21 protein-coding genes are annotated in these 19293 nt (G+C 47.3%); 15 read left to right on the forward strand and 6 right to left on the reverse strand.

Translation table 11 applies throughout. The features are described from left to right. The first annotated feature begins 13 nt into the window (after positions 1-13). Complete coding sequence (locus C792_RS0107740) at positions 14-1267, forward strand: dihydrolipoamide acetyltransferase family protein (protein WP_017548898.1); 1254 nt, start codon at positions 14-16, stop codon at positions 1265-1267. A 92-nt stretch (positions 1268-1359) separates the two neighbouring features. Continuing rightward, positions 1360-1797, forward strand: coding sequence for a BrxA/BrxB family bacilliredoxin (locus C792_RS0107745; protein WP_017548899.1), 438 nt, complete (start codon positions 1360-1362; stop codon positions 1795-1797). Between the two features lie 37 nt (positions 1798-1834). Here the strand turns inward: C792_RS0107745 and prli42 are convergent, their stop codons facing one another. After that, positions 1835-1936, reverse strand: a complete 102-nt coding sequence (gene prli42, locus C792_RS14895; protein WP_017548900.1) for a stressosome-associated protein Prli42 — start codon at positions 1934-1936, stop codon at positions 1835-1837. Between the two features lie 81 nt (positions 1937-2017). Between prli42 and C792_RS0107755 the strand changes: the two genes are divergently transcribed. Together C792_RS0107755 and gndA are read left to right on the forward strand one after the other, a co-directional pair. Beyond that, entirely contained in the window at positions 2018-3148 is a 1131-nt protein-coding gene (locus C792_RS0107755) for a M20/M25/M40 family metallo-hydrolase (RefSeq protein WP_017548901.1), read from the forward strand. Next, positions 3145-4545, forward strand: coding sequence for an NADP-dependent phosphogluconate dehydrogenase (gene gndA / locus C792_RS0107760; protein ID WP_017548902.1), 1401 nt, complete (start codon positions 3145-3147; stop codon positions 4543-4545). Before C792_RS0107755 ends, gndA begins: the two co-directional genes overlap by 4 nt. Positions 4546-4594: 49 nt before the next feature. On the opposite strand, the gene C792_RS0107765 is transcribed toward gndA, so the two are convergent. After that, positions 4595-5443 carry a helix-turn-helix domain-containing protein gene (locus tag C792_RS0107765; RefSeq protein ID WP_040608824.1) on the reverse strand — a complete coding sequence of 283 codons (849 nt, stop codon included), beginning with the start codon at positions 5441-5443 and terminating at the stop codon, positions 4595-4597. Positions 5444-5462: 19 nt separating this feature from the next. Further along, positions 5463-6947 carry a glucose-6-phosphate dehydrogenase gene (gene zwf / locus C792_RS0107770; protein WP_017548904.1) on the reverse strand — a complete coding sequence of 495 codons (1485 nt, stop codon included), beginning with the start codon at positions 6945-6947 and terminating at the stop codon, positions 5463-5465. Between the two features lie 114 nt (positions 6948-7061). Here zwf and C792_RS0107775 point away from each other — a divergent pair, with 114 nt between their 5' ends. After that, a complete protein-coding gene (locus C792_RS0107775; protein ID WP_017548905.1) occupies positions 7062-7988 on the forward strand; it encodes an MBL fold metallo-hydrolase in 927 nt (308 codons plus the stop codon). Here C792_RS0107775 and C792_RS0107780 read toward each other — a convergent pair. Next, a complete protein-coding gene (locus C792_RS0107780; RefSeq protein WP_017548906.1) occupies positions 7963-8883 on the reverse strand; it encodes an alpha/beta hydrolase in 921 nt (306 codons plus the stop codon). The two genes, C792_RS0107775 and C792_RS0107780, sit on opposite strands and share 26 nt — an antisense overlap. After that, positions 8880-9791, reverse strand: a complete 912-nt coding sequence (locus tag C792_RS0107785; RefSeq protein ID WP_017548907.1) for an aldo/keto reductase — start codon at positions 9789-9791, stop codon at positions 8880-8882. The genes C792_RS0107780 and C792_RS0107785 overlap by 4 nt, the downstream gene beginning before the upstream one ends. Positions 9792-10034: 243 nt before the next feature. Here C792_RS0107785 and C792_RS0107790 point away from each other — a divergent pair, with 243 nt between their 5' ends. From C792_RS0107790 to deoB, 4 genes are all read left to right on the forward strand, one after another. Next, positions 10035-10589 carry an NUDIX hydrolase gene (locus C792_RS0107790; protein ID WP_017548908.1) on the forward strand — a complete coding sequence of 185 codons (555 nt, stop codon included), beginning with the start codon at positions 10035-10037 and terminating at the stop codon, positions 10587-10589. Between the two features lie 77 nt (positions 10590-10666). Beyond that, positions 10667-11110, forward strand: coding sequence for a ferric iron uptake transcriptional regulator (gene fur / locus C792_RS0107795; RefSeq protein WP_017548909.1), 444 nt, complete (start codon positions 10667-10669; stop codon positions 11108-11110). Positions 11111-11113: 3 nt separating this feature from the next. Next, positions 11114-12004, forward strand: a complete 891-nt coding sequence (gene xerD / locus C792_RS0107800; RefSeq protein WP_017548910.1) for a site-specific tyrosine recombinase XerD — start codon at positions 11114-11116, stop codon at positions 12002-12004. An 8-nt stretch (positions 12005-12012) separates the two neighbouring features. Continuing rightward, positions 12013-13185, forward strand: a complete 1173-nt coding sequence (gene deoB, locus C792_RS0107805; RefSeq protein WP_017548911.1) for a phosphopentomutase — start codon at positions 12013-12015, stop codon at positions 13183-13185. 91 nt (positions 13186-13276) lie between these two features. Here the strand turns inward: deoB and C792_RS0107815 are convergent, their stop codons facing one another. Further along, a complete protein-coding gene (locus C792_RS0107815; protein WP_017548912.1) occupies positions 13277-13804 on the reverse strand; it encodes a DUF309 domain-containing protein in 528 nt (175 codons plus the stop codon). A gap of 33 nt (positions 13805-13837) precedes the next feature. Between C792_RS0107815 and C792_RS0107820 the strand changes: the two genes are divergently transcribed. From C792_RS0107820 to ccsB, 6 genes are all read left to right on the forward strand, one after another. Further along, entirely contained in the window at positions 13838-14545 is a 708-nt protein-coding gene (locus C792_RS0107820) for a segregation and condensation protein A (RefSeq protein ID WP_017548913.1), read from the forward strand. A gap of 5 nt (positions 14546-14550) precedes the next feature. Continuing rightward, positions 14551-15084: an SMC-Scp complex subunit ScpB gene (gene scpB / locus C792_RS0107825; RefSeq protein ID WP_017548914.1), complete on the forward strand. Its 534-nt coding sequence runs from the start codon at positions 14551-14553 to the stop codon at positions 15082-15084. After that, positions 15084-15809 carry a pseudouridine synthase gene (locus C792_RS0107830; RefSeq protein ID WP_017548915.1) on the forward strand — a complete coding sequence of 242 codons (726 nt, stop codon included), beginning with the start codon at positions 15084-15086 and terminating at the stop codon, positions 15807-15809. The genes scpB and C792_RS0107830 overlap by 1 nt, the downstream gene beginning before the upstream one ends. 91 nt (positions 15810-15900) lie before the next feature. After that, complete coding sequence (gene resA, locus C792_RS0107835; protein WP_017548916.1) at positions 15901-16437, forward strand: thiol-disulfide oxidoreductase ResA; 537 nt, start codon at positions 15901-15903, stop codon at positions 16435-16437. A 9-nt stretch (positions 16438-16446) separates the two neighbouring features. Further along, entirely contained in the window at positions 16447-18084 is a 1638-nt protein-coding gene (locus C792_RS0107840) for a cytochrome c biogenesis ResB family protein (RefSeq protein ID WP_245537527.1), read from the forward strand. Position 18085: 1 nt separating this feature from the next. Beyond that, the gene (gene ccsB, locus C792_RS0107845) at positions 18086-19285 is read left to right on the forward strand and encodes a c-type cytochrome biogenesis protein CcsB (protein WP_017548918.1); all 1200 of its coding nucleotides are present in this window, start codon (positions 18086-18088) and stop codon (positions 19283-19285) included. The last annotated feature ends 8 nt before the right edge of the window (positions 19286-19293 follow it).

Here is a 19293-nt window from a genome sequence, read left to right on the forward strand (position 1 = left end):
GGGGGATAGGTTAATGGAAGAAGTATTGATGCCCAAACTGGGTGAAAGTGTAACAGAAGGCACAATAGAGAAATGGCTCGTCAAGCCGGGAGATGCCGTCGAAGAATATGATGCATTGTGCGAAGTCATTACCGATAAAGTGACTGCCGAGGTACCGTCAGTCTTTGACGGTACCATTAAAGAGCTTCTCGTGGATGAAGGGGATACAGTAGAAGTCGGTACCCCGATCTGCATGATGGAAACAAAAGAGGGAGCGGATGAACCCGCTGTTGAATCTGTTGAAGAGCAAACCCCGGCACCCCGGGAACCCGCTCCCCGTTCCAAAGAACCTGCAAAGGACGATGCCCGAAAAGGAACGCGGATTTCACCGGTGGTCATGAGGCTCGCCAGTGAAAACGGCATTGATCTCGATACTGTCGCCGGCACCGGATTCGAGGGCAGGATCACAAAAAAGGATATACTGAAAGTGATGGAGGAAGGGCCATCCGCAAAACAAGTTCCAGTACAGGAGAAAGAGAGTATTCCTGTTCCAGAATCCTCCCCGGAACCTCATGCCGGGCAGACTGCGGCCGGAGAGGAGATCCCCGTCACGGGCGTCCGCAAGGCGATTGCAAACAAGATGGTCCAGTCCAGCCAGGAAATTCCGCATGCCTGGCTGATGATGGAAGTTGATGCGACGAATCTCGTCAATGTCAGAAACAGCCACAAGGCTTCCTTCAGGGAAAAGGAGGGCTATAACCTCACTTTCTTCAGCTTTTTTGTAAAAGCTGTGGCCGAGACACTTAAAGAGTATCCAATGCTTAACAGTTCATGGCAGGATGATAAGATCGTTGTCAACAAAGACATCAATATCTCCATTGCTGTTGCAGGCGACGATAAGCTGTATGTACCTGTCATCAGAAATGCGGATGACCTTTCCATCAAAGGCATCGCAAAGCAGGTCAGTGAACTTGCCAAACTAGGAAGGAGCCATCAGCTGACTCAAAAGCACATGGAGGGCGGAACATTCACAGTCAACAATACCGGCGCCTTCGGGTCTGTACAGTCCATGGGCATCATCAATCATCCACAGGCGGCGATACTGCAGGTGGAATCCATAGTCAAACGTCCGGTCATCATCGACGACATGATTGCCGTGAGACATATGGTGAACCTCTGCCTCTCCATTGATCACCGCATACTCGACGGACTGGTTGCCGGCGAGTTCCTGAGAGCTGTCAAAACGAAAATTGAAAATTACTCAACTGAACACACATCAGTTTACTGACCTTTACAAAAACTTTGATTCAATATAGAATTGAGTCAAAGTATACTAAGTAGCTCGGATGTGAGAAGAGCTGCTCCAAAGGAGTTTTTGTGATGAATATGGATTTCAACCTCTACATGAATGATGTAGTCAGCCAGGCAAGAAACGAAATGCGTGAATCCGGATATACAGAATTGACCACACCAGAAATGGTGGATGAATATCTGAACAAGGAAGGCACTTCACTTGTCATGATCAACTCGGTCTGCGGATGTGCCGGCGGCATCGCGCGTCCAGCCGCAAAGCATGCTCTCAACTATGACAGGCTCCCAACACAGCTGCTGACCGTATTTGCCGGGCAGGATAAGGAAGCGACAGAGCAGGTCCGTGAAAAAGCGACTGAATTCCTGCCATCTTCACCTTCATTCGCCTTGTTCAAAGACGGTAAAATCGTAGATATGATCGAGAGGCATGAGATTGAAGGACACGAGACGATGAGTGTCATCACCGGCCTTCAGGCATGGTTCGAAGAGCACGGTGAAGAGGTATAATATAAAAAGAGGTCCCCGGAGGGACCTCTTTAATTTGTTACATCGTAGTGAGCATGCTTACGCCAAACAACAGACCTGACACTACGATCAGAAAGATCATGAACCATATAACAACTTTTTGGATTTTTCTATTGCCCATACCATCATCCTTAAATTTTTGCTCTTTTTATTATAATATACACTGCTGTGACAATCAACAAACTGACGGAGGAATGAAGCGATGAATAAGAAAAGACTGATCGATCAATTCATGGAAATGGTGCAGGTTGATTCAGAAACCGGCCATGAAAGGGAAATTGCAGACTATCTGCTCAAGATATTCAAAGAGATGGATGTCGAAGTATATGAAGATGATACACAAAAAGAAACGGGGTACGGTGCAGGAAACATTTTCGTGCGTCTCAAGGGGGATGACGAAAAGGCGGAACCTGTCTATTTCACAGTACATATGGACACAGTCGTGCCAGGTACCGGCATCAAACCATCCATAGAGGGGGATTATATCGTCAGCGATGGATCCACCATTCTGGGTTCTGATGACAAAGCCGGAATTGCAGCCATCATTGAAGCAGTCCGTTCACTGTCGGAGTCCGCTGTATCACATGGGGACGTTGAATTTGTCATCACCGTAGGAGAGGAATCCGGACTGGTCGGCGCAAAAGCATTTGATACTTCTGTACTCAAAAGCAGATACGGATATGCTGTCGATTCCACAGGAAAAGTCGGCACAGTCGTCACTTCCGCACCAACACAGAGCAAAATTGAAGCGCATATACATGGCAGGACCGCCCACGCCGGCGTTGCGCCAGAGGAGGGTGTCAGTGCAATCACCATTGCCTCAAAGGCGATCAGCAAGATGAAACTGGGAAGGATCGATTCCGAAACAACAGCCAATATTGGAAAATTTGAAGGCGGTGGCCCGACAAACGTCGTGACGGATTATGTCAATATACTTGCCGAGGCGCGGAGCCAGGACGATGAAAAAATGGAGGCCCAGACGAAGCATATGATTGATGCATTTGAAAGTGCAGCAGAAGAGCTGGGTGGACGTGCGGAAGTGAAATCTGAAGTGATGTATTCCGCACTGAAGGCGCGAGAAGACTCGGAAGTCGTCAGCACTGTAACGAAGGCGGCAGAGAATATCGGCAGGGAAGTCAGTCTGATCAGCCTCGGCGGCGGCAGCGACGGCAATATCTTTGCCGGCAAAGGCATCGATACGGCAATTCTTGGCCTCGGCTATGAAAATATCCATACGACAGCCGAGAGGATGCCGGTAGAAGAACTTGCAAAAATCACAGAGCTCATCATTGAAATCATTAAAGTCCAAAAAGAAATGGGGCGGGCTGAATGATTTATGATATTGGTGTTATCGGTCTTGGGGTCATGGGTACGAATATAGCGAAAAATATGGCCCGCAAGGGATTTAAAGTGATTACTTTCGATTTTTTTGAAAATGTAAGGAAAAACCGTCTGCATGAATTGAAGCAGGAGGATGTTGACATTGCCGAAACACTGGAATCCTTCGTGGACAATCTGAAGCAGCCGAGGAACATACTCATGCTGGTAAAGGCCGGGGAAGTGACTGACGAGACAATCGAACAGGTAGCACCACTGCTTGAAGAAGGGGATACGCTGATCGACGGCGGCAATGAACAGTATGAGAACACCCGCCGCAGAAATATAGAACTTACAAAAAAGGAGATAAACTACATCGGTATGGGCGTGAGCGGTGGCGAAGAAGGTGCATTGAACGGCCCATCCCTCATGCCAGGCGGACAGAGAGAAGCATATGACAATGTCAGTCACATCTTTGAAAAGATTGCTGCAAAAGCGGATGATGGAAAACCATGTGTGTCATACATCGGTGAAGACGGCAGCGGACATTACGTCAAAATGGTACACAATGGAATCGAATATGCGGATATGGAACTCATTGCAGAGAGCTACTTCTTCATGAAACATGCGCTCAGGATGACCAATGATGAAATGAGCGATGTATTCTCAGAATGGAACGAAGGAGAGCTGAACAGTTATCTGATAGAAATCACTGCAGAGATACTGAAATTCAGGGACGAGGAAGGCAATTATGTCCTCGACCTGATACTGGACAAAGCGGGTCAGAAAGGGACGGGCAAATGGACCGGGATTGAAGGCCTGAAACTCGGTATACCATTATCTCTTATAACGGACAGTGTATTTGTCAGATGCCTCTCCAGTCTGATAGATGAACGTGCGCTGATCAGTGAAGCCTATCCAGGGGAGATGGGCACAATCGATACAGACAGGGAAGTCGTTCTCGATGATCTGAAAAATGCACTATATATCAGCAAGCTCATGTGTTATTCCCAAGGGTTCAGGCTCATCAAAGAGGCAAGTGATATTTATGACTGGGATCTCCAGCCGGGTGAAATCTCTATGATCTGGCGCAAAGGATGCATCATCCGCGCCCACTTCCTTGAAAAGATCAACGAGGCCTATACAAGCAATCCGGACCTTACGAATCTGATACTGGGTGACTTTTTCAAGGAAATCGTCATCCGCAACCAGCAGAGCCTCCGCAATATCGCTTCGTCAGCAATACAAAATGCAATACCGATGCCTGCGTTCCTGAGCGCTGTATCCTACTTTGACAGCATGAAGCAAAAACGTGTTTCCAGCAATATGATACAGGCACAGCGGGACTATTTCGGTGCGCATACCTACGAAAGAACGGATAAAGAAGGCGCGTTCCATACAGAATGGTTCTGAAGCCAAAAAAGTACCGGGATCAGGTCAAAGTGATCCCGGTACTTTTTTATCAGTCAATGTATAGTGCCTGCCACACCTGCACTTTGGTGTCGGGAGAGGAGGCATCGAAAGTGCTTTTTAATACTTCCATTGAAAAATTGCAGTTCAGTTCGCCCTCTTCCTTGAAACGCCATCTTCTGAAAATATAGCTGTAGATGTCATCGATCGTCTCAGATGCCGGACCCGTTGATTCGAATATGACGAAATCACCGGACTCGGTGTATGTCTCCTCAAATGGCACAGCAAGGGTCGAAGTGACTCCTATCAAAATTTCCATGCTCTGTGAAACATATCTCTCATGAATGACAATCCCCTTGATGCTGCCATTGTTGTAACGGATCAGTTCATCAATGATGCCGTTCCTGTTAAGATCATCCAGCAGATGATATTTTGCCTCTGCACTATATTCTGCGATTGGGAAACGTTCTGCCACGCCCACTATCCTTGTACTTTCCAGGTACTGCCTTCTCTCGGGGTAGCGCGGCTTATCCACCGGAACCACCTCAAAGGAAATTCGCTCCAGAAGGGGGAGCGACCGGAAATGCTTCTCCGTTTCATAGGGGGAGATGCCAAACGTCCTGAAATACGCCTCTTTGAACGGTTCGATGCCCGAATATCCATAATATTTGGCGATGTCTATGATACGCCTGTGCCCGGTGTAGAGTTCATAGGCGAGCTCTGTCATCTTCCTTTTCTGCTGATATTCATAAGGGGTCATACCGACGAGTGAAGTGAAAATCGTCATGAATGACTTCTGTTCAACGCCCATGGCATTTAAAACCTGGTCGTAATCGATCCTTTCCCTCAGATGATCTTCTATATAGACTATAAACTTTTCAACAAAATTCACTGTTTCCATGGCAATTTCATTCCATTCATCATACATCCCACCATTTGAATCCGTCGCGTGAGACGAGGAGCGTACTTTTTACAGGTCCACTGGAACCTGACTGGTAATTCGGAAAGGCTGCCGGACTGTTTTCCCATACTTTATTGACAGGATCGACAAAAGCCCACGCGTTCATCAATTCTTCCTGGTGGGTGAAGTTTGTCGAATCACCGTTCAGGCAGTCATATATAAGGTTCTCATAAGCATCGACGGTCCGGGAGAGATCCTGTTTAGCAACCGTATACGACAGCTTGATCTCTTTAGTGTCTTTCTCACCGGCATAATCTTTCACATTCAGATGAAGTGTAATGCTCTCATCCGGCTGGATGCGTATTACCAGCAGATTTTTGGCGAGCACATCATCTTCCTCGGCCTGATAATAGAGATTCTTCGGCACTTCTTTGAATTCCACTACAATCTTCGTCTCTTTTTCCTTCATACGCTTGCCGGTGCGCACGTAGAAAGGCACGCCCGCCCATCTGAAATTGTCGATAAAAAGCCTTGATGCGATGAACGTCGGAGTATTGGAATCATCAGCTACATTTTCCTCGTCCCTGTATTTGGGTACCGCTTCACCGTCAACGAGGCCTTCATCATACTGTCCGCGGACGAAATGCCTCCTGACATCTTTTTCGCCGACCCTTCTGAGGCTTTTCAGAACTTTTATCTTCTCATCCCTGATATCGTCACTGTTCAGGCTGATTGGCGGTTCCATCCCAAGGAGGGAAACAATCTGGAGGAGGTGGTTCTGGAACATGTCCCTTACGGCGCCGCTTCTCTCATAATATTCCCCGCGGTCGAGCACTCCGAGGGATTCGGAGGAGGTGATCTGTATATTGGAAATGTAATGGTTGTTCCAAAGCGGCTCAAACATGCTGTTGCTGAACCGGATCACTTCTATGTTCTGTACCATCTCCTTGCCCAGGTAATGGTCGATACGGTAGATCTCATGTTCATCAAACGTTCTGGCAATTTCGTTGTTTAGTGCAAGCGCGCTGTCATAGTCCCTGCCAAACGGTTTTTCGATGATAAGACGCTTGAATCCTTTCGTATCCGTCACTCCGGATTCCCGCAGGTTATCAGTGATGACAGTAAAATACTGCGGCGGCATGGCGAGATAGAATAATCTGTTGCCGGCTGTATCGAACTGCGCCTCCAGTTCCTCGAACCTGTCTTTCAATATTTTATAGGTACTGCTCTCTGCAATATCCAATTTTACATAAAACACATGCTGGAGAAATGAACCAAGGCCATCCAGATTTTCCAGCTTTTTGTTGGAACTGATGGATTCCTCAGCCATTTCTCTGAAATCTTCGTCTGAAAAGTCCCTGCGGCCCACGGCAATGATTACAAAATTCTCTCTGAGTGACCCTTCCTGGAACAGATGGAACATGGAAGGCAATAACTTTCTGCTTGATAGATCGCCGGTTGCACCGAATAATGCAATGGCTGTTTTAAATGGTTGTGTATTCATTTCCAACAAGTCCTTTGGTCAAATTTTTCCTTATATCATTATTCCACTGTATACTGAAAAAAACAACTCTTTAATATGGTATAATGGACCAATCATTACAGACAGGTGATCATTATGAAATTTACAGTTCTCGGTTCCGGGGCAGGCATACCTTCAAGGACCCGGAATACGCAAAGTTACATCCTCGACATCGTGGAGGAGATAAATCAGTATTTTCTGATCGATGCAGCAGAAGGCGTACAGCACCGTATACTCCATACCTCCGTGAGGCCGGCCAAAGTAAGGCATGTTTTCATCACACATCTGCACGGCGATCATATTTACGGTCTGCCGGGGTTTCTTGCCTCCCGTGCCCACCAGGGAGGCGAAGACATACCGCTGACCGTTTACGGCCCTCCCGGCCTGAAGGACTGGGTGGGGCTTACACTCAAAATCAGCGGCTCCCATCTGAACTACCCGGTCCACTATGTGGAGGTGTCACACAATATGCGATACGAAGTGGAAGGCTTCAGCGTGCAGACGTATTTACTTGACCACACTGTGGACAGCTATATGTATGTCTTCAACGAACCTGAGAAGCCCGGCAAGTTGAACACAGGGAAGCTGAAATCCATCGGCATCGAACCAGGTCCCCTCTATAAGGAAATCAAGGACTCAGAAACATTCAACCACGGCGGCATCACTTATGAAACCAGTGATTTTCTTGGTAATCCCACGCCGGGAAGGAAAATATCCATCCATGGTGACACGAGGGTGATGACAGAGCCCGACTACCTGTCTCTCGTGGATGGTTCCGACCTCATTGTACACGAAGCCACCTATCTGGAAGGCGAAATGGAAAAAGCACACATGTACTTCCATTCGGAAATACAAAATGTGCTTCAGAACTTCTCACAGATTGATTACAGGAAAATACTGTTCAGCCATATCAGCAACCGGTATGATGATGACGATATCAGGCGGATCAAAGATACGCTCGGTAACCATGCAACGATTGCCCATGATTATCTTGAAATCACCATCCCGCGTATTTCTTTATAAAACGGTCGACAGTCTCCCGGTATTTTATCGGATCCCTGTTATAGCTCTCAACATGCCCCCCGCGTTCAGGATACCAGGCCGCCTTTGGCGGCTTTTTTTTATCGTACAGCTGACGGCTCTGTTCATACGGAATGAATTTGTCAGGCTTCGAGTGGATGAACAGCATCGGCTGTTCTATCTTGTCTATCACACGTATCGGCGACACTTTAAAAAGTGAAAACCGGCTCCTTATCCTGAAGAAAATGTTGGTGAAGAACAGGACAAGGGGTGAGCCTATTTTAGTGTACTGGCTGAATATGTTGGTCAGTTCATCGCCGAGGGTTGAAAACGATGCATCTGATATATAGAATTTCGCCCTGTTCGACAGTTCGCCTGCATACAGTATCATTGTTGCCGCCCCCATGGATTCCCCGTGTATGCCAACTTCTATGTCCGGGCCATAATGTTCGAACAGGTAATCGACAACCGTTTCCAGGTCATATTTTTCATAGAACCCGTATGTGGAGTGTATGCCGCCGGTATTGCCATGGCGTCTTGCATCATATATCACTGTGTTATAGCCCATCTTAACGAACATGTTCAAGTATTTGATCGAGCTGATCTTGTTCTCGGTGACGCCGTGGCAGAGCACAATCCACTTATTCGTCTCATTAGGATGGACGAAAACTGCATTGATGCTGTAGTCGAACCTGGAAGGAATCAGTACATCGTCCTGCTTCAGTTGCTGGAATTCTTCCATGTTCAGACGCTTGGCGCGTGTTTCACGGCGTTTGATCACCTCCACATCCCTCAGTTTGAAAAACAGTACCTGGCTCGAGGCGTAGTAACCGAGAGAGACCAGGAAAATGACCAATGATGATATGACCGCGATAAGCCATTTGATCACCGATTTCATATTCTATGCTCCCCGTACTTCAGGAGTTTTACAGCTTCCATAATGCTGTTGTATCCATCATCCGTCAGATTCTCTGTGCGCCCATAGCTTGCAAGGTTATCCTCCAGCTGCCGGAGGCTGCTGACGCCATTGACGATGACCGCACCATTCTTCCTGAGGAAGGCGTAGGAAAGGGTTGTCAGATCCCGGTTGATGGCAGCCAGGGCTCCTATCGTTTCCTCCAGTTCATCCTTCGAATAATCGAGGATGCCTTCATTGAATTTCTTCTCAAGCACACTGGAAGACTTGTTGCTGAGGAGCCCTTTCATGACCGGGCCACGTGCCAGGGGCCGGATGCCGGATAACTTGTCAGTGACTTCAAGCGGCCGGTTATCGATCGGATTAAACTGCATCATCAGCGTGGCAATTGCACTGTGCTTTTTATAATAATCGATGACATTCATCCGGATGGAGGAGATTCCGTAGCTTCTGATCGTACCTTCCTGCTTCAGATCATCGAAAGCCTGTATCGTCTCATCCTTGTTGTCTTCGATTGTCCCGCCGTGGAGCTGATACAGATCGAGCTCGCTTACACCCAGGCGGTGGAGTGAATCCTTGACCGCCTCTTTGATATAGGCTGCTGACGGGTTCCAGGCTGTCTTCTCCCGGTTTTCTGCATCAAATTGGTTGCCGACCTTCGTGCCGATGAGGAAATCATACCGCGAACGATGTTTCTCAAGTATTTCACCCACGAGCTTTTCGTTTTCACCGAATTGATAAAGGTCCGCCGTATCAAAATAATTGATGCCGGCATCAAGAGCCGTTTCTATTATCTTTTCGGATTCTGCCTTATCATCAATGGGAAGGTTCATACATCCCAGGGAAAGTTCGGACAGGGAGAGGCCGTCTTTAGTACTTAAGGTTCTCATTTGAATCAGTCCTTTTTATATGATTGTTTTGATAGACATATACAATTATAACAAGGGATTGTCCACTCTTGCAGTGAATGTGCAAAATTTAGTGTTTCAAACCAATTGCTCGAATCCTGGTAATATGGGAACATGTCAATGAAGCCATAGTTTACATATTGTCAGATTTTCATGGACGATATATTGGATAACGTGTATATTTGTTAAGGACGTGCTGATTCCGTATTGGAAAGGAAATCGATTATGAAGAAAAACAACAATTACAATCACCTCAGAGAAAAGATTATCCAACAGGAAAGAGTATTTGATGGTAAAGTGATCCAGGTGGATCATGATACTGTGGAACTTCCGGACGGCGGGCAGTCAAAAAGGGAAATCGTCTATCATAACGGAGCTGTATGCCTCATTGCAGTACATGAGGGAGTCATGTACTTCGTCAGACAGTACCGTGTTGCACCGGATGAGTTTCTGCTGGAAATCCCGGCCGGCAAGATAGAAAAGGGCGACGCGCCCGAAGCAACAGCGAAACGGGAGCTTGAGGAAGAAGTGGGGGCTGTTTCAGGAAAGCTGTCTCTCATTCATCAGTTCTACGTATCCCCAGGTTTTTCAAATGAATTCGTCTGTCTCTATGAAGCAGAGAATATGGAAATGAAAAAGCAGATGCTCGACGATGATGAATTCCTCGATATTGTTAAAATCCCGCTGCATAATCTTAGGGGAACACTCAGCGATGGTTCCGTCAGGGACTCAAAAACGATCATTGCCATACAATATGTAATTGAAAAATACAATTTATAATGATTATAAATAAGACTTTTAAAACAATCAAAAATTCGATATAATGTTTGTGATTATCAAACAAAGTAGGTGAACACGTGGAAAACAGGATTGAGAGAATTAAAGATGCACTCCAGGAGGCGAGATATAAACTCACTCCCCAGAGGGAAGTGACAGTCCGGGTTCTGCTTGAGAACGAAAAGGATCATTTAAGCGCCGAGGATGTCTTTATGAAAGTAAAGGATAAGTATCCCGAAATCGGACTGGCTACCGTCTACAGGACTTTGGAACTGCTGAGTGATCTTAAAGTTCTCGACAAAATTAACTTCGGCGACGGGGTCAGCCGCTATGACCTCAGGAAAGAGGGCGCCAATCATTTCCACCATCACCTTGTCTGTATGGAGTGCGGTTCGGTTGAAGAAATCGAAGAGGATCTGCTGACTGAAGCAGAGAAGATTGTAGAGAAAGATTACAACTTCAAAGTTCTGGACCATCGTCTGACTTTCCACGGCATCTGCAAAAAATGCCGGGAAAAGGAGTAACAGATGGATTTCGAAGGGAATATTGATGAATATCTGCTTTTCCTCAGTGTGGAAAAGGGGCTGAGCCAGGCATCAATCAGCTCATACCGACAGGATTTGAAACGATACCAGGCCTTTCTGGAAAATCGCGGGGTACAAGACTACAGCGCCGTTGATACGGAGCTGATCATTTTGTTCCTCAAACTTCTGAAAGAAGAGGGGAAGAGCGCCAAGACAATCACCAGGATGCAGTCGACCCTGAGAAATTACCATCAGTTCCTGCTGAATGAAGATGTCGTGAAGAGCAACCCCGCCATCAGGCTCCATACTGTCAAAGAGGACAAGAAACTGCCTGTATACCTGACGGTGGAGGAGATGGAAACCCTTCTCAGGACTCCGGATGATTCCACAGCCGGCACACGTGACCGGGCGATGATGGAGCTTCTCTATGCCTCCGGGCTCAGGGTCAGTGAAGTTATTGACATGAAGACGACTGATCTGAATATCGACATGGGGTTCATACGTGTAAGGGGAAAAGGCAGTAAAGAGCGGATTGTGCCCATGACAGACCATGTGGGAAGGCTGCTGACGAGCTACATGGCCAATGAGAGGCTCATCCTTCTGAAAAATGATGATGTGGATGCTTTATTCATAACGAACCGGGGTAAAGGGTTTACCAGACAGGGATTGTGGAAGACAATCAAAAAATACGAGATGCTGAGCGGCATCGGAAAAAATATCACGCCGCATACTTTCAGACATTCGTTTGCCACCCACCTGATCGAAAACGGCGCAGACCTCCGGGCAGTGCAGGAAATGCTCGGCCATTCCGATATCAGTACAACCCAGATATATACACAGATATCTGCAGTGAAGATCAGAGAGATGTATACGCAATACCATCCGAGAAAGTAGGAGATAGAATGTTCAACAGAATTCACCTCATAGTACTCGATTCAGTAGGGACCGGGGCACAGCATGATGCGAAAAATTTCGGTGACGAAGGAGCCCACACTTTGAAACATACGTTGGAATCCCATCCGGTCGTGCTGCCAAACATGGAGAGCTTCGGTCTCGGGTGCATCGATACCCTGCCGGGAATGACCTGTACTGACAGTCCGGCGGCTTTCTACAGCAAGATGAGCGAGGTTTCCCAGGGCAAAGACACGATGACCGGCCATTGGGAAATTGCGGGACTTAATATTGAAGAGCCCTTCAAAGTCTACCCGGACGGCTTCCCCGAAGCGCTGCTCGACAGGATACGCGACGTTTCAGGCAGAGGGATTGTCGGCAACAAACCGGCCAGCGGCACGGAGATCATCAAAGAGTACGGCGAGCATCAGATGGAGACGGGTGACCTCATCGTCTACACGTCAAACGATCCTGTTCTTCAGATTGCCGCCCATGAAGAGATCATTCCACTGGAAGAGCTTTACGATATATGCGAAAAAGTGCGTACCATGACCACGGAGCCGGAGTTTCTCGTCGGCCGGATCATCGCCAGGCCATATGTCGGAGACTCAAAAGAGAACTTCACACGAACGGAAAACCGCCACGACTATGCGTTGGAGCCATTTGGCCCGACAGTGTTGAATGCACTGGAAAACAACGGCAATGATGTTATCGCCATCGGGAAGATCGATGATATCTTTACAGGGTCAGGTGTCACTGATGCAGTACGTACGAAGAACAATGAAGACGGCATGGACAAGTTGCTTGAAGTGATGGACAGGGATTTCAATGGCATCTCCTTCCTCAACCTTGTGGACTTTGATGCATTATACGGCCACAGGCGCAATCCTGAAGGGTACAGCAATGCACTGAAGGCATTTGACGACCGGCTGCCTGAAATCGTCGCTAAGCTTAGAGAGGACGACTTGCTGATAATTACAGCGGATCACGGCAACGACCCGACCTTCACAGGGACAGACCATACAAGGGAAAACGTGCCTTTGTTGATGAAAGCGGGCAGAGACATGGACTACGGACAAATCAGCGATTCAGATACTTTCAGCAATGTGGCTGCCACGATTGCTGAAAACTTTAAAATCGAATACCAGACACACGGCAAAAGTCTGCTGTCGGAGCTGAAATAATATGAAAGGCAGATATCCTGTATTCATATTCCTGTTCCTGTTTGCACTCATCTGGGGCTTTGTGTACTGGATTTTCATAGTATAGAAAACATCAGTCCTGATGTTTTCTTTTTTTGAGGGCGGCTTTCCGGTCTGCTTCAACCTGGCGCCTGTCCCTCATGAGATGTTTGTTGACTGTGAATTCGTCGGTGACGTGCCGCTTTTTTCTCCATTTGAGAAAACTTTCATACGGCATTGCGGGCATATAGGTGCTGTTCAGCTCGATCAGGATAGTTTGGGTAAGCGGAAACTCCAGAGGGGAGAACGGCACATCGTGCATATCTGACAGCCGTCCTTCCATAATGCTGATGATGGAGGGCTCAAGTCCTCCTTTCTCAAGCACGAAGGGGCGGCGGTCAAATATGGTTAGTGCCTTTTGGTATGATTTCACGGCACCGGCAATATTCCCGCGTCTGTAATGGTATTCGCCGACAGCCATCAGTATAAGGAACACTTCCGGGTCCTCTTTTGTCCTTTCAGCTTTCGATTTCCACGCTTCTTCCATGATTTCATGGCATTCGAAGTAATCTTGCTTTATAATGAGTTCGTTATAGAATTCTAGAAGATCGGCTGTTTTCAATGACATACAACTCCCAAGTCAGAGGTAATTTTTATGGATGTATATAAAGTGAAACTGGATATATTCGAGGGGCCGCTTGATCTGCTGCTGCATCTGATCAGGGAACTGGAAATCGATATTTATGATATTCCGATGAGAACCCTCACCCAACAGTATATGGAATATATCGATCAGATGAAAGAACTTGAAATCAACATAGCGAGCGAGTACCTGGTGATGGCGAGCGAACTGCTTAAAATAAAAAGCCATATGCTCCTTCCTGAGCCTGCACATATGGAAGAGGAGTATGAAGATCCGCGCGAGGCGCTGATGGAACAGCTGCTTGAGTATCAGAATTACAAGCAGTATGCTGAACAGCTCCGCATGATGAAAGATGAAAATGAAAAGATCTTCATCAAAGCCCCCCATGAATTTGAAGAGGCGGATGATGACGGCAGTGACGTAGATGTATCGCTGTCGGACCTCCTGGCCGCGTATGAAAAAGTGCGGTCAAGGATTTCGGTCGACCGGCCGGTGAGTGTTACGATAGGGAGAGAACCGGTATCCCGGGAGGAGGCTGAAACATTTTTGGCTGTGAAGTTCAAAGATAGGACGAAGCTCAGTTTCACCGAGCTCTTCAGTTTCAGCGAATCCAGATCTATGGTGGTGGCTGTGTTCATCACTATACTGGACCAGGTCAAATCCAGAGAGATTGCCCTGCACCCCGCATATGAGGGGAATTTTGAAATCGAAAGGCTGTAGCAGGAATGGAAAAGATAGATATCATGGAGGGGCTTCTATACATCGCCGGTGATGTCGGCCTCACCGAGGAACAGCTTATCATGCATGTGCCGATAACACAGGAACAGCTGTATAAAGAAGTGGAGGCATACGACCGCCCGAACCTGAAAATAAGGAGACACGGGGGGAGCTTCTTCCTGGAAACCACACCGGAGATGGAAAAGTATGTACGCCGGATACTTGAGGAGAGACCTGCATCAAAACTGTCCCAGGCATCACTCGAAGTCCTTTCCATCGTCGCCTACAACCAGCCGGTCTCACGGAGTGATATAGAGATGCTGCGCGGTGTGGCTTCTGACGGTCCGGTCTCTACTCTTGCCGGCAAAGGGCTGATAAAAAAGAAACTTCTGCAGGACGAACGGGCCGCACATTTTATAACAACCGATTATTTCCTCCAGTTATTCGGTCTGGGATCACTTGAAGAACTGCCGAGTCAGAAGGATATCATGGAGCAGGAAGAAATGGATCTGTTTTTCAACAATATAGAGGAGGATGAATGATGGAAAAGGTAAGATTACAAAAAGCAATTGCTGACAGCGGCGTCACTTCAAGACGAAAAGCCGAACAGCTTATTACAGATGGAAGGGTGTCGGTCAACGGTGAAGTGGTTGCCGAATTGGGCTCGAAAGTGGCTGCCGGTGACAGAATAGAAGTGGATGGCATCCCCCTGACTTCTGAAGAGAAGGTGCATATCCTCTATTACAAGCCCACAGGGGAGATTTCAGCAGTTGCGGATGACCGCCGCAGAAGCACGGTCGCCGATGCCTTCAAACAGATGGATGTGAGACTGTATCCGGTCGGGCGCCTCGACTATGACACATCGGGAATACTGCTCATGACCAATGATGGGGAATTCACCCAGTATATGACCCATCCCAAGTTCGAGATGAGCAAAACCTACCGTGTAAAGATAAATGGCATACTCAAACGCGAACAGCAGAAGGAGATGCGAAAGGGCATCATGCTGGAGGACGGCCGGACAGCGCCGGCCGGAGTGAAAGTCATCCGGGACAAAAAGGACAGGCAGATGATCCTTGAACTTACAATCCATGAAGGCAGGAACCGCCAGGTGAGGCGCATGTTCGAACATTTCGGGCTGGAAGTCCTTAAGCTGACCCGTATCAGGTACGACTTCCTCACTCTGGATGGACTTGCAGAAGGGGAATACAGGTTCCTGAAACCGCATGAAGTGAAGAAACTGATAGCGAATGCAAAGGACGAGTAATACCGCCCAATTGTCATAATACTGTCATACAGGACAAAATTATAAGATGCTATAATGAACTTTATGAATGAACGTACAGGCAGGTGAGAATATGAAGCGCGGAACACGCAATATTTTAAGAGTGAGCATCATTGTAACCGTTGCAGTTCTAATCGGTATCACGCTGTGGTTCAACCTGACCTCTGATAACAAAACTGTTGCAGTTGGGGATGAGGCGGTAGATTTCCAGCTTACCACGATGAGTGGTGAGGAAATAAGACTTTCCGAGCTGAACGATGACGGCAAAGGGGTAATCCTTAATTTCTGGGGTACATGGTGTAAGCCATGCCGTGAGGAAATGCCCGATATGAATGATATTTATACATCAGATAACAATGATGAATATGAAATTGTGGCAGTGAATGTAGCGGAGAATGAACAACAGATCAACCAGTTCATCTCGGGGCTTGATGCGGATCTTGAATTCCCCATAGCTCTGGATGAGTCAAGGGATGTCACAGAAGCATACAGTATCGGCCCGTTGCCCACTACAATAGCGGTCAACAAAGATGGCACTGTAGTCAAAAAACAGGAATATCAGCTGACTCATGAAGATATCCTGGCATTCATTGAAGATGCCACAGAATAGGATGAATGTATGATGGAACTAAAAGAAATCAAATGTGAATCGTGTGGCCATGTCAATCAGCCAGGAACCCAGCTGTGCCAGTCATGCGGTAAGATGATCAACAGTGATTATGACAGGAAAAAAATCAAAGATCTGATGAGATATGACGGCAGTGCGGTGAGATCCAAGGTCCGGTCAAAAAGTATTTTTGACAAGATCTGGATCTTCTTCACGTCCATTAAAATAGGGGTCATGATCATTCTTGCCATCGCCGTCGCAGCGGCGATAGGGACGATATTCCCCCAGGAATATTTCATACCGCTCGGGGTCGACCCGGCAGATTACTATCAGGAGAACTACGGGACACTCGGATACCTCTATTATTCACTGGGCTTCCACAACCTTTATTCATCCTGGTGGTTTGTACTGCTCAACGGCATGCTCGCACTGTCGATCATCGCAGCCAGCATAGACAGGGGTGTCCCCCTCTTCAAATCACTGAAGAACCAGCGCGCTAAAAAGCACGAGTCATTCTACAGAAGACAGCGTCTGTTCATGCACGAAAAGGACAATGGCAATGCAGATGAAGTAATCAGCCAGCTCAAAGACAAAAGATACAAAGCCCGTAGAGACGGGGATAATTACTTACTTGAAAAAGGAAAGCTGTCCAGGTGGGGGCCCTACATCAACCATACAGGTCTTATCATTCTGCTTATCGGGAGCATGCTCAGATTCTTCCCGGGCATGTATGTCGATGAAATCGTCTACCTCAATGAAGGGGAAACGAAGGACCTGCCCACAACTGACGGTCAATACTATGTCAAGAACGATGGATTTATATTGGATACCCATGGTGAATCCTCAGGAGAGGTATTCGAAGAATCTCTCAATCAGGGAAACAACATAGTCAGCAATTTCCAGACCGACATCTCCGTTTACGAGAATGAAAGTTCGGATGTTGTCGGTGCAGAACCCGAACTCACTAAAATAGACGACTACAGCATCAGGGTCAACCACCCATACCGCTTCGGTTCATATGAACTCTATCAGTCAAGCTACGATGATTCACAGATGAAGGCGATGACCTTCAGTCTCGAAGATGCGGATGGGAATACGGTCGGGGAGAATTTCACCGTAAATCTGGATGATCCCGACCAGTCGTATCAGATAGATGAAAACACAGAGATAAAGATGAGAGCCTATGCCCCGGACTTCCAGGAAATTGACGACAACGGAACGCTCGTTTCAGAAACGCCAGTACCCCGGAACCCGGCTTTCGTATTCGAAGTGAATGCCGGCGGTGACAGCGAACTGAGTCTTCTCCAGATCATGAACAGCACCGATATTACACAGAACAATGATTACAGCATACGCTTTGTGGAAGCTGAACAGCATACCGCCAGCGTGCTTACACTCAAGAAGGACCATACCATCCCTCTCGTGGCAGGTGGATTCGTCATCTTCCTTGCAGGTGTATTCATCGGTTCATATATTAACCACAGACGTATCTGGATCAGCCTCGAAGACGGCTTTACACTGGCAGGGCATACAAATAAAAATTATTTTGGCATGAAAAAGGAACTGGATACGATACTGGAGGCGAATTCATTCTCCCCGGTGTCGGAAAGACAGGAAATAGAAGACAAAGCCAAAGATAAGGAGTCTTAGAATGGAATCTCAACTTGTGTCCATAAGCAGCACCCTGCTGTATGCAGCTTTTATAATATATCTCGTGGCACTTCTGCCGCTGGCAGCAAGCATCAAATCCAAATCAAATAAGCCGGGACGGGTCTCGATCGTCATGATTGTTGCTGCGTTCATCATGCAGCTCGGCTATTTCATACTGAGGTGGATTGCCCAGGGTCATGCGCCTGTTTCAAACATGTATGAATTCATCACCATGTTTGCGATAATGCTGATTGCGGGCTTCCTGATAACATACCACTATTTCAAGACACAGGTTTTCGGGTTATTTGCGATTCCTGTATCACTGCTTCTGGTTGCATACGGCAGCATGTTCTCACGGGAAGTGGAGCCCCTGATACCGGCACTGCAGAGCAACTGGCTGGCCATTCACGTTATCACAGTAACACTCGCATATGGTATACTTTCAATGAGTGCGGTAGCTGGCCTGATCTATCTGCTGAAAGCTATACCGGCTACGGAAAAATCATGGCGTGCCCGCTTCCTTGAAGCAATAATGGCAGGAATAGTGATTGTCATCACATTCATTGCTGCAACAGTTCTCATGGAGTCCATAATAGGATATCAGGATGATTTCATGTACACTGACAAACAGGGACAGACACAGGTGGCGGAATACCATCTGCCGAGTCTGGTCAACTTTGAAGGTGCAGTGCCGGTTGAAAATGTCGGAGAGAACAATTACGAAGAGGCGGACCATTTCCACAGCGGAATCAACCTTCCGCCGCTGATCGACTCCCAGAAACTGAACACGGTCCTCTGGTCTGTGTTTACTGGTCTCATCGTTTACGGTATCATCAGGTTAATAATAAGAAAGCGTCTGTCGGCCCTGATAAAACCGATTACAGACAGGGCAGACCTCAATCTGATGGATGAAATCGGCTATCGCTCCGTTATCATCGGATTCCCGATATTTGCTCTCGGGGGCATTTTCTTCGCTGCAATCTGGGCACAGATTGCATGGAGCAGGTTCTGGGGATGGGACCCGAAAGAGACTTGGGCATTCATCACGTTCATGTTCTATACGATCTTCCTGCATTTGAGACTCAACAGGGGGTACGAAGGTGAAAAGTCAGCATGGCTTGCCGTTATCGGATTCCTGCTCATACTTTTCAACCTCATTGCTATCAACCTGCTGGTCGCAGGCCTGCATTCTTACGCATAATATGAAAA

The organism is Salinicoccus carnicancri Crm, from assembly GCF_000330705.1.
Classification (GTDB): Bacteria; Bacillota; Bacilli; order Staphylococcales; family Salinicoccaceae; genus Salinicoccus; species Salinicoccus carnicancri.

Bases quoted from the DNA above. Each gene is read 5' to 3' on its own strand.
- C792_RS0107740 (WP_017548898.1), top strand. From the start codon at position 14: ATGGAAGAAGTATTGATGCCCAAACTGGGTGAAAGTGTAACAGAAGGC.
- C792_RS0107745 (WP_017548899.1), top strand. From the start codon at position 1,360: ATGAATATGGATTTCAACCTCTACATGAATGATGTAGTCAGCCAGGCA.
- prli42 (WP_017548900.1), bottom strand. From the start codon at position 1,936: ATGGGCAATAGAAAAATCCAAAAAGTTGTTATATGGTTCATGATCTTT.
- C792_RS0107755 (WP_017548901.1), top strand. From the start codon at position 2,018: ATGAATAAGAAAAGACTGATCGATCAATTCATGGAAATGGTGCAGGTT.
- gndA (WP_017548902.1), top strand. From the start codon at position 3,145: ATGATTTATGATATTGGTGTTATCGGTCTTGGGGTCATGGGTACGAAT.
- C792_RS0107765 (WP_040608824.1), bottom strand. From the start codon at position 5,443: ATGGAAACAGTGAATTTTGTTGAAAAGTTTATAGTCTATATAGAAGAT.
- zwf (WP_017548904.1), bottom strand. From the start codon at position 6,947: ATGAATACACAACCATTTAAAACAGCCATTGCATTATTCGGTGCAACC.
- C792_RS0107775 (WP_017548905.1), top strand. From the start codon at position 7,062: ATGAAATTTACAGTTCTCGGTTCCGGGGCAGGCATACCTTCAAGGACC.
- C792_RS0107780 (WP_017548906.1), bottom strand. From the start codon at position 8,883: ATGAAATCGGTGATCAAATGGCTTATCGCGGTCATATCATCATTGGTC.
- C792_RS0107785 (WP_017548907.1), bottom strand. From the start codon at position 9,791: ATGAGAACCTTAAGTACTAAAGACGGCCTCTCCCTGTCCGAACTTTCC.
- C792_RS0107790 (WP_017548908.1), top strand. From the start codon at position 10,035: ATGAAGAAAAACAACAATTACAATCACCTCAGAGAAAAGATTATCCAA.
- xerD (WP_017548910.1), top strand. From the start codon at position 11,114: ATGGATTTCGAAGGGAATATTGATGAATATCTGCTTTTCCTCAGTGTG.
- deoB (WP_017548911.1), top strand. From the start codon at position 12,013: ATGTTCAACAGAATTCACCTCATAGTACTCGATTCAGTAGGGACCGGG.
- C792_RS0107820 (WP_017548913.1), top strand. From the start codon at position 13,838: ATGGATGTATATAAAGTGAAACTGGATATATTCGAGGGGCCGCTTGAT.
- scpB (WP_017548914.1), top strand. From the start codon at position 14,551: ATGGAAAAGATAGATATCATGGAGGGGCTTCTATACATCGCCGGTGAT.
- C792_RS0107830 (WP_017548915.1), top strand. From the start codon at position 15,084: ATGGAAAAGGTAAGATTACAAAAAGCAATTGCTGACAGCGGCGTCACT.
- resA (WP_017548916.1), top strand. From the start codon at position 15,901: ATGAAGCGCGGAACACGCAATATTTTAAGAGTGAGCATCATTGTAACC.
- C792_RS0107840 (WP_245537527.1), top strand. From the start codon at position 16,447: ATGATGGAACTAAAAGAAATCAAATGTGAATCGTGTGGCCATGTCAAT.
- ccsB (WP_017548918.1), top strand. From the start codon at position 18,086: ATGGAATCTCAACTTGTGTCCATAAGCAGCACCCTGCTGTATGCAGCT.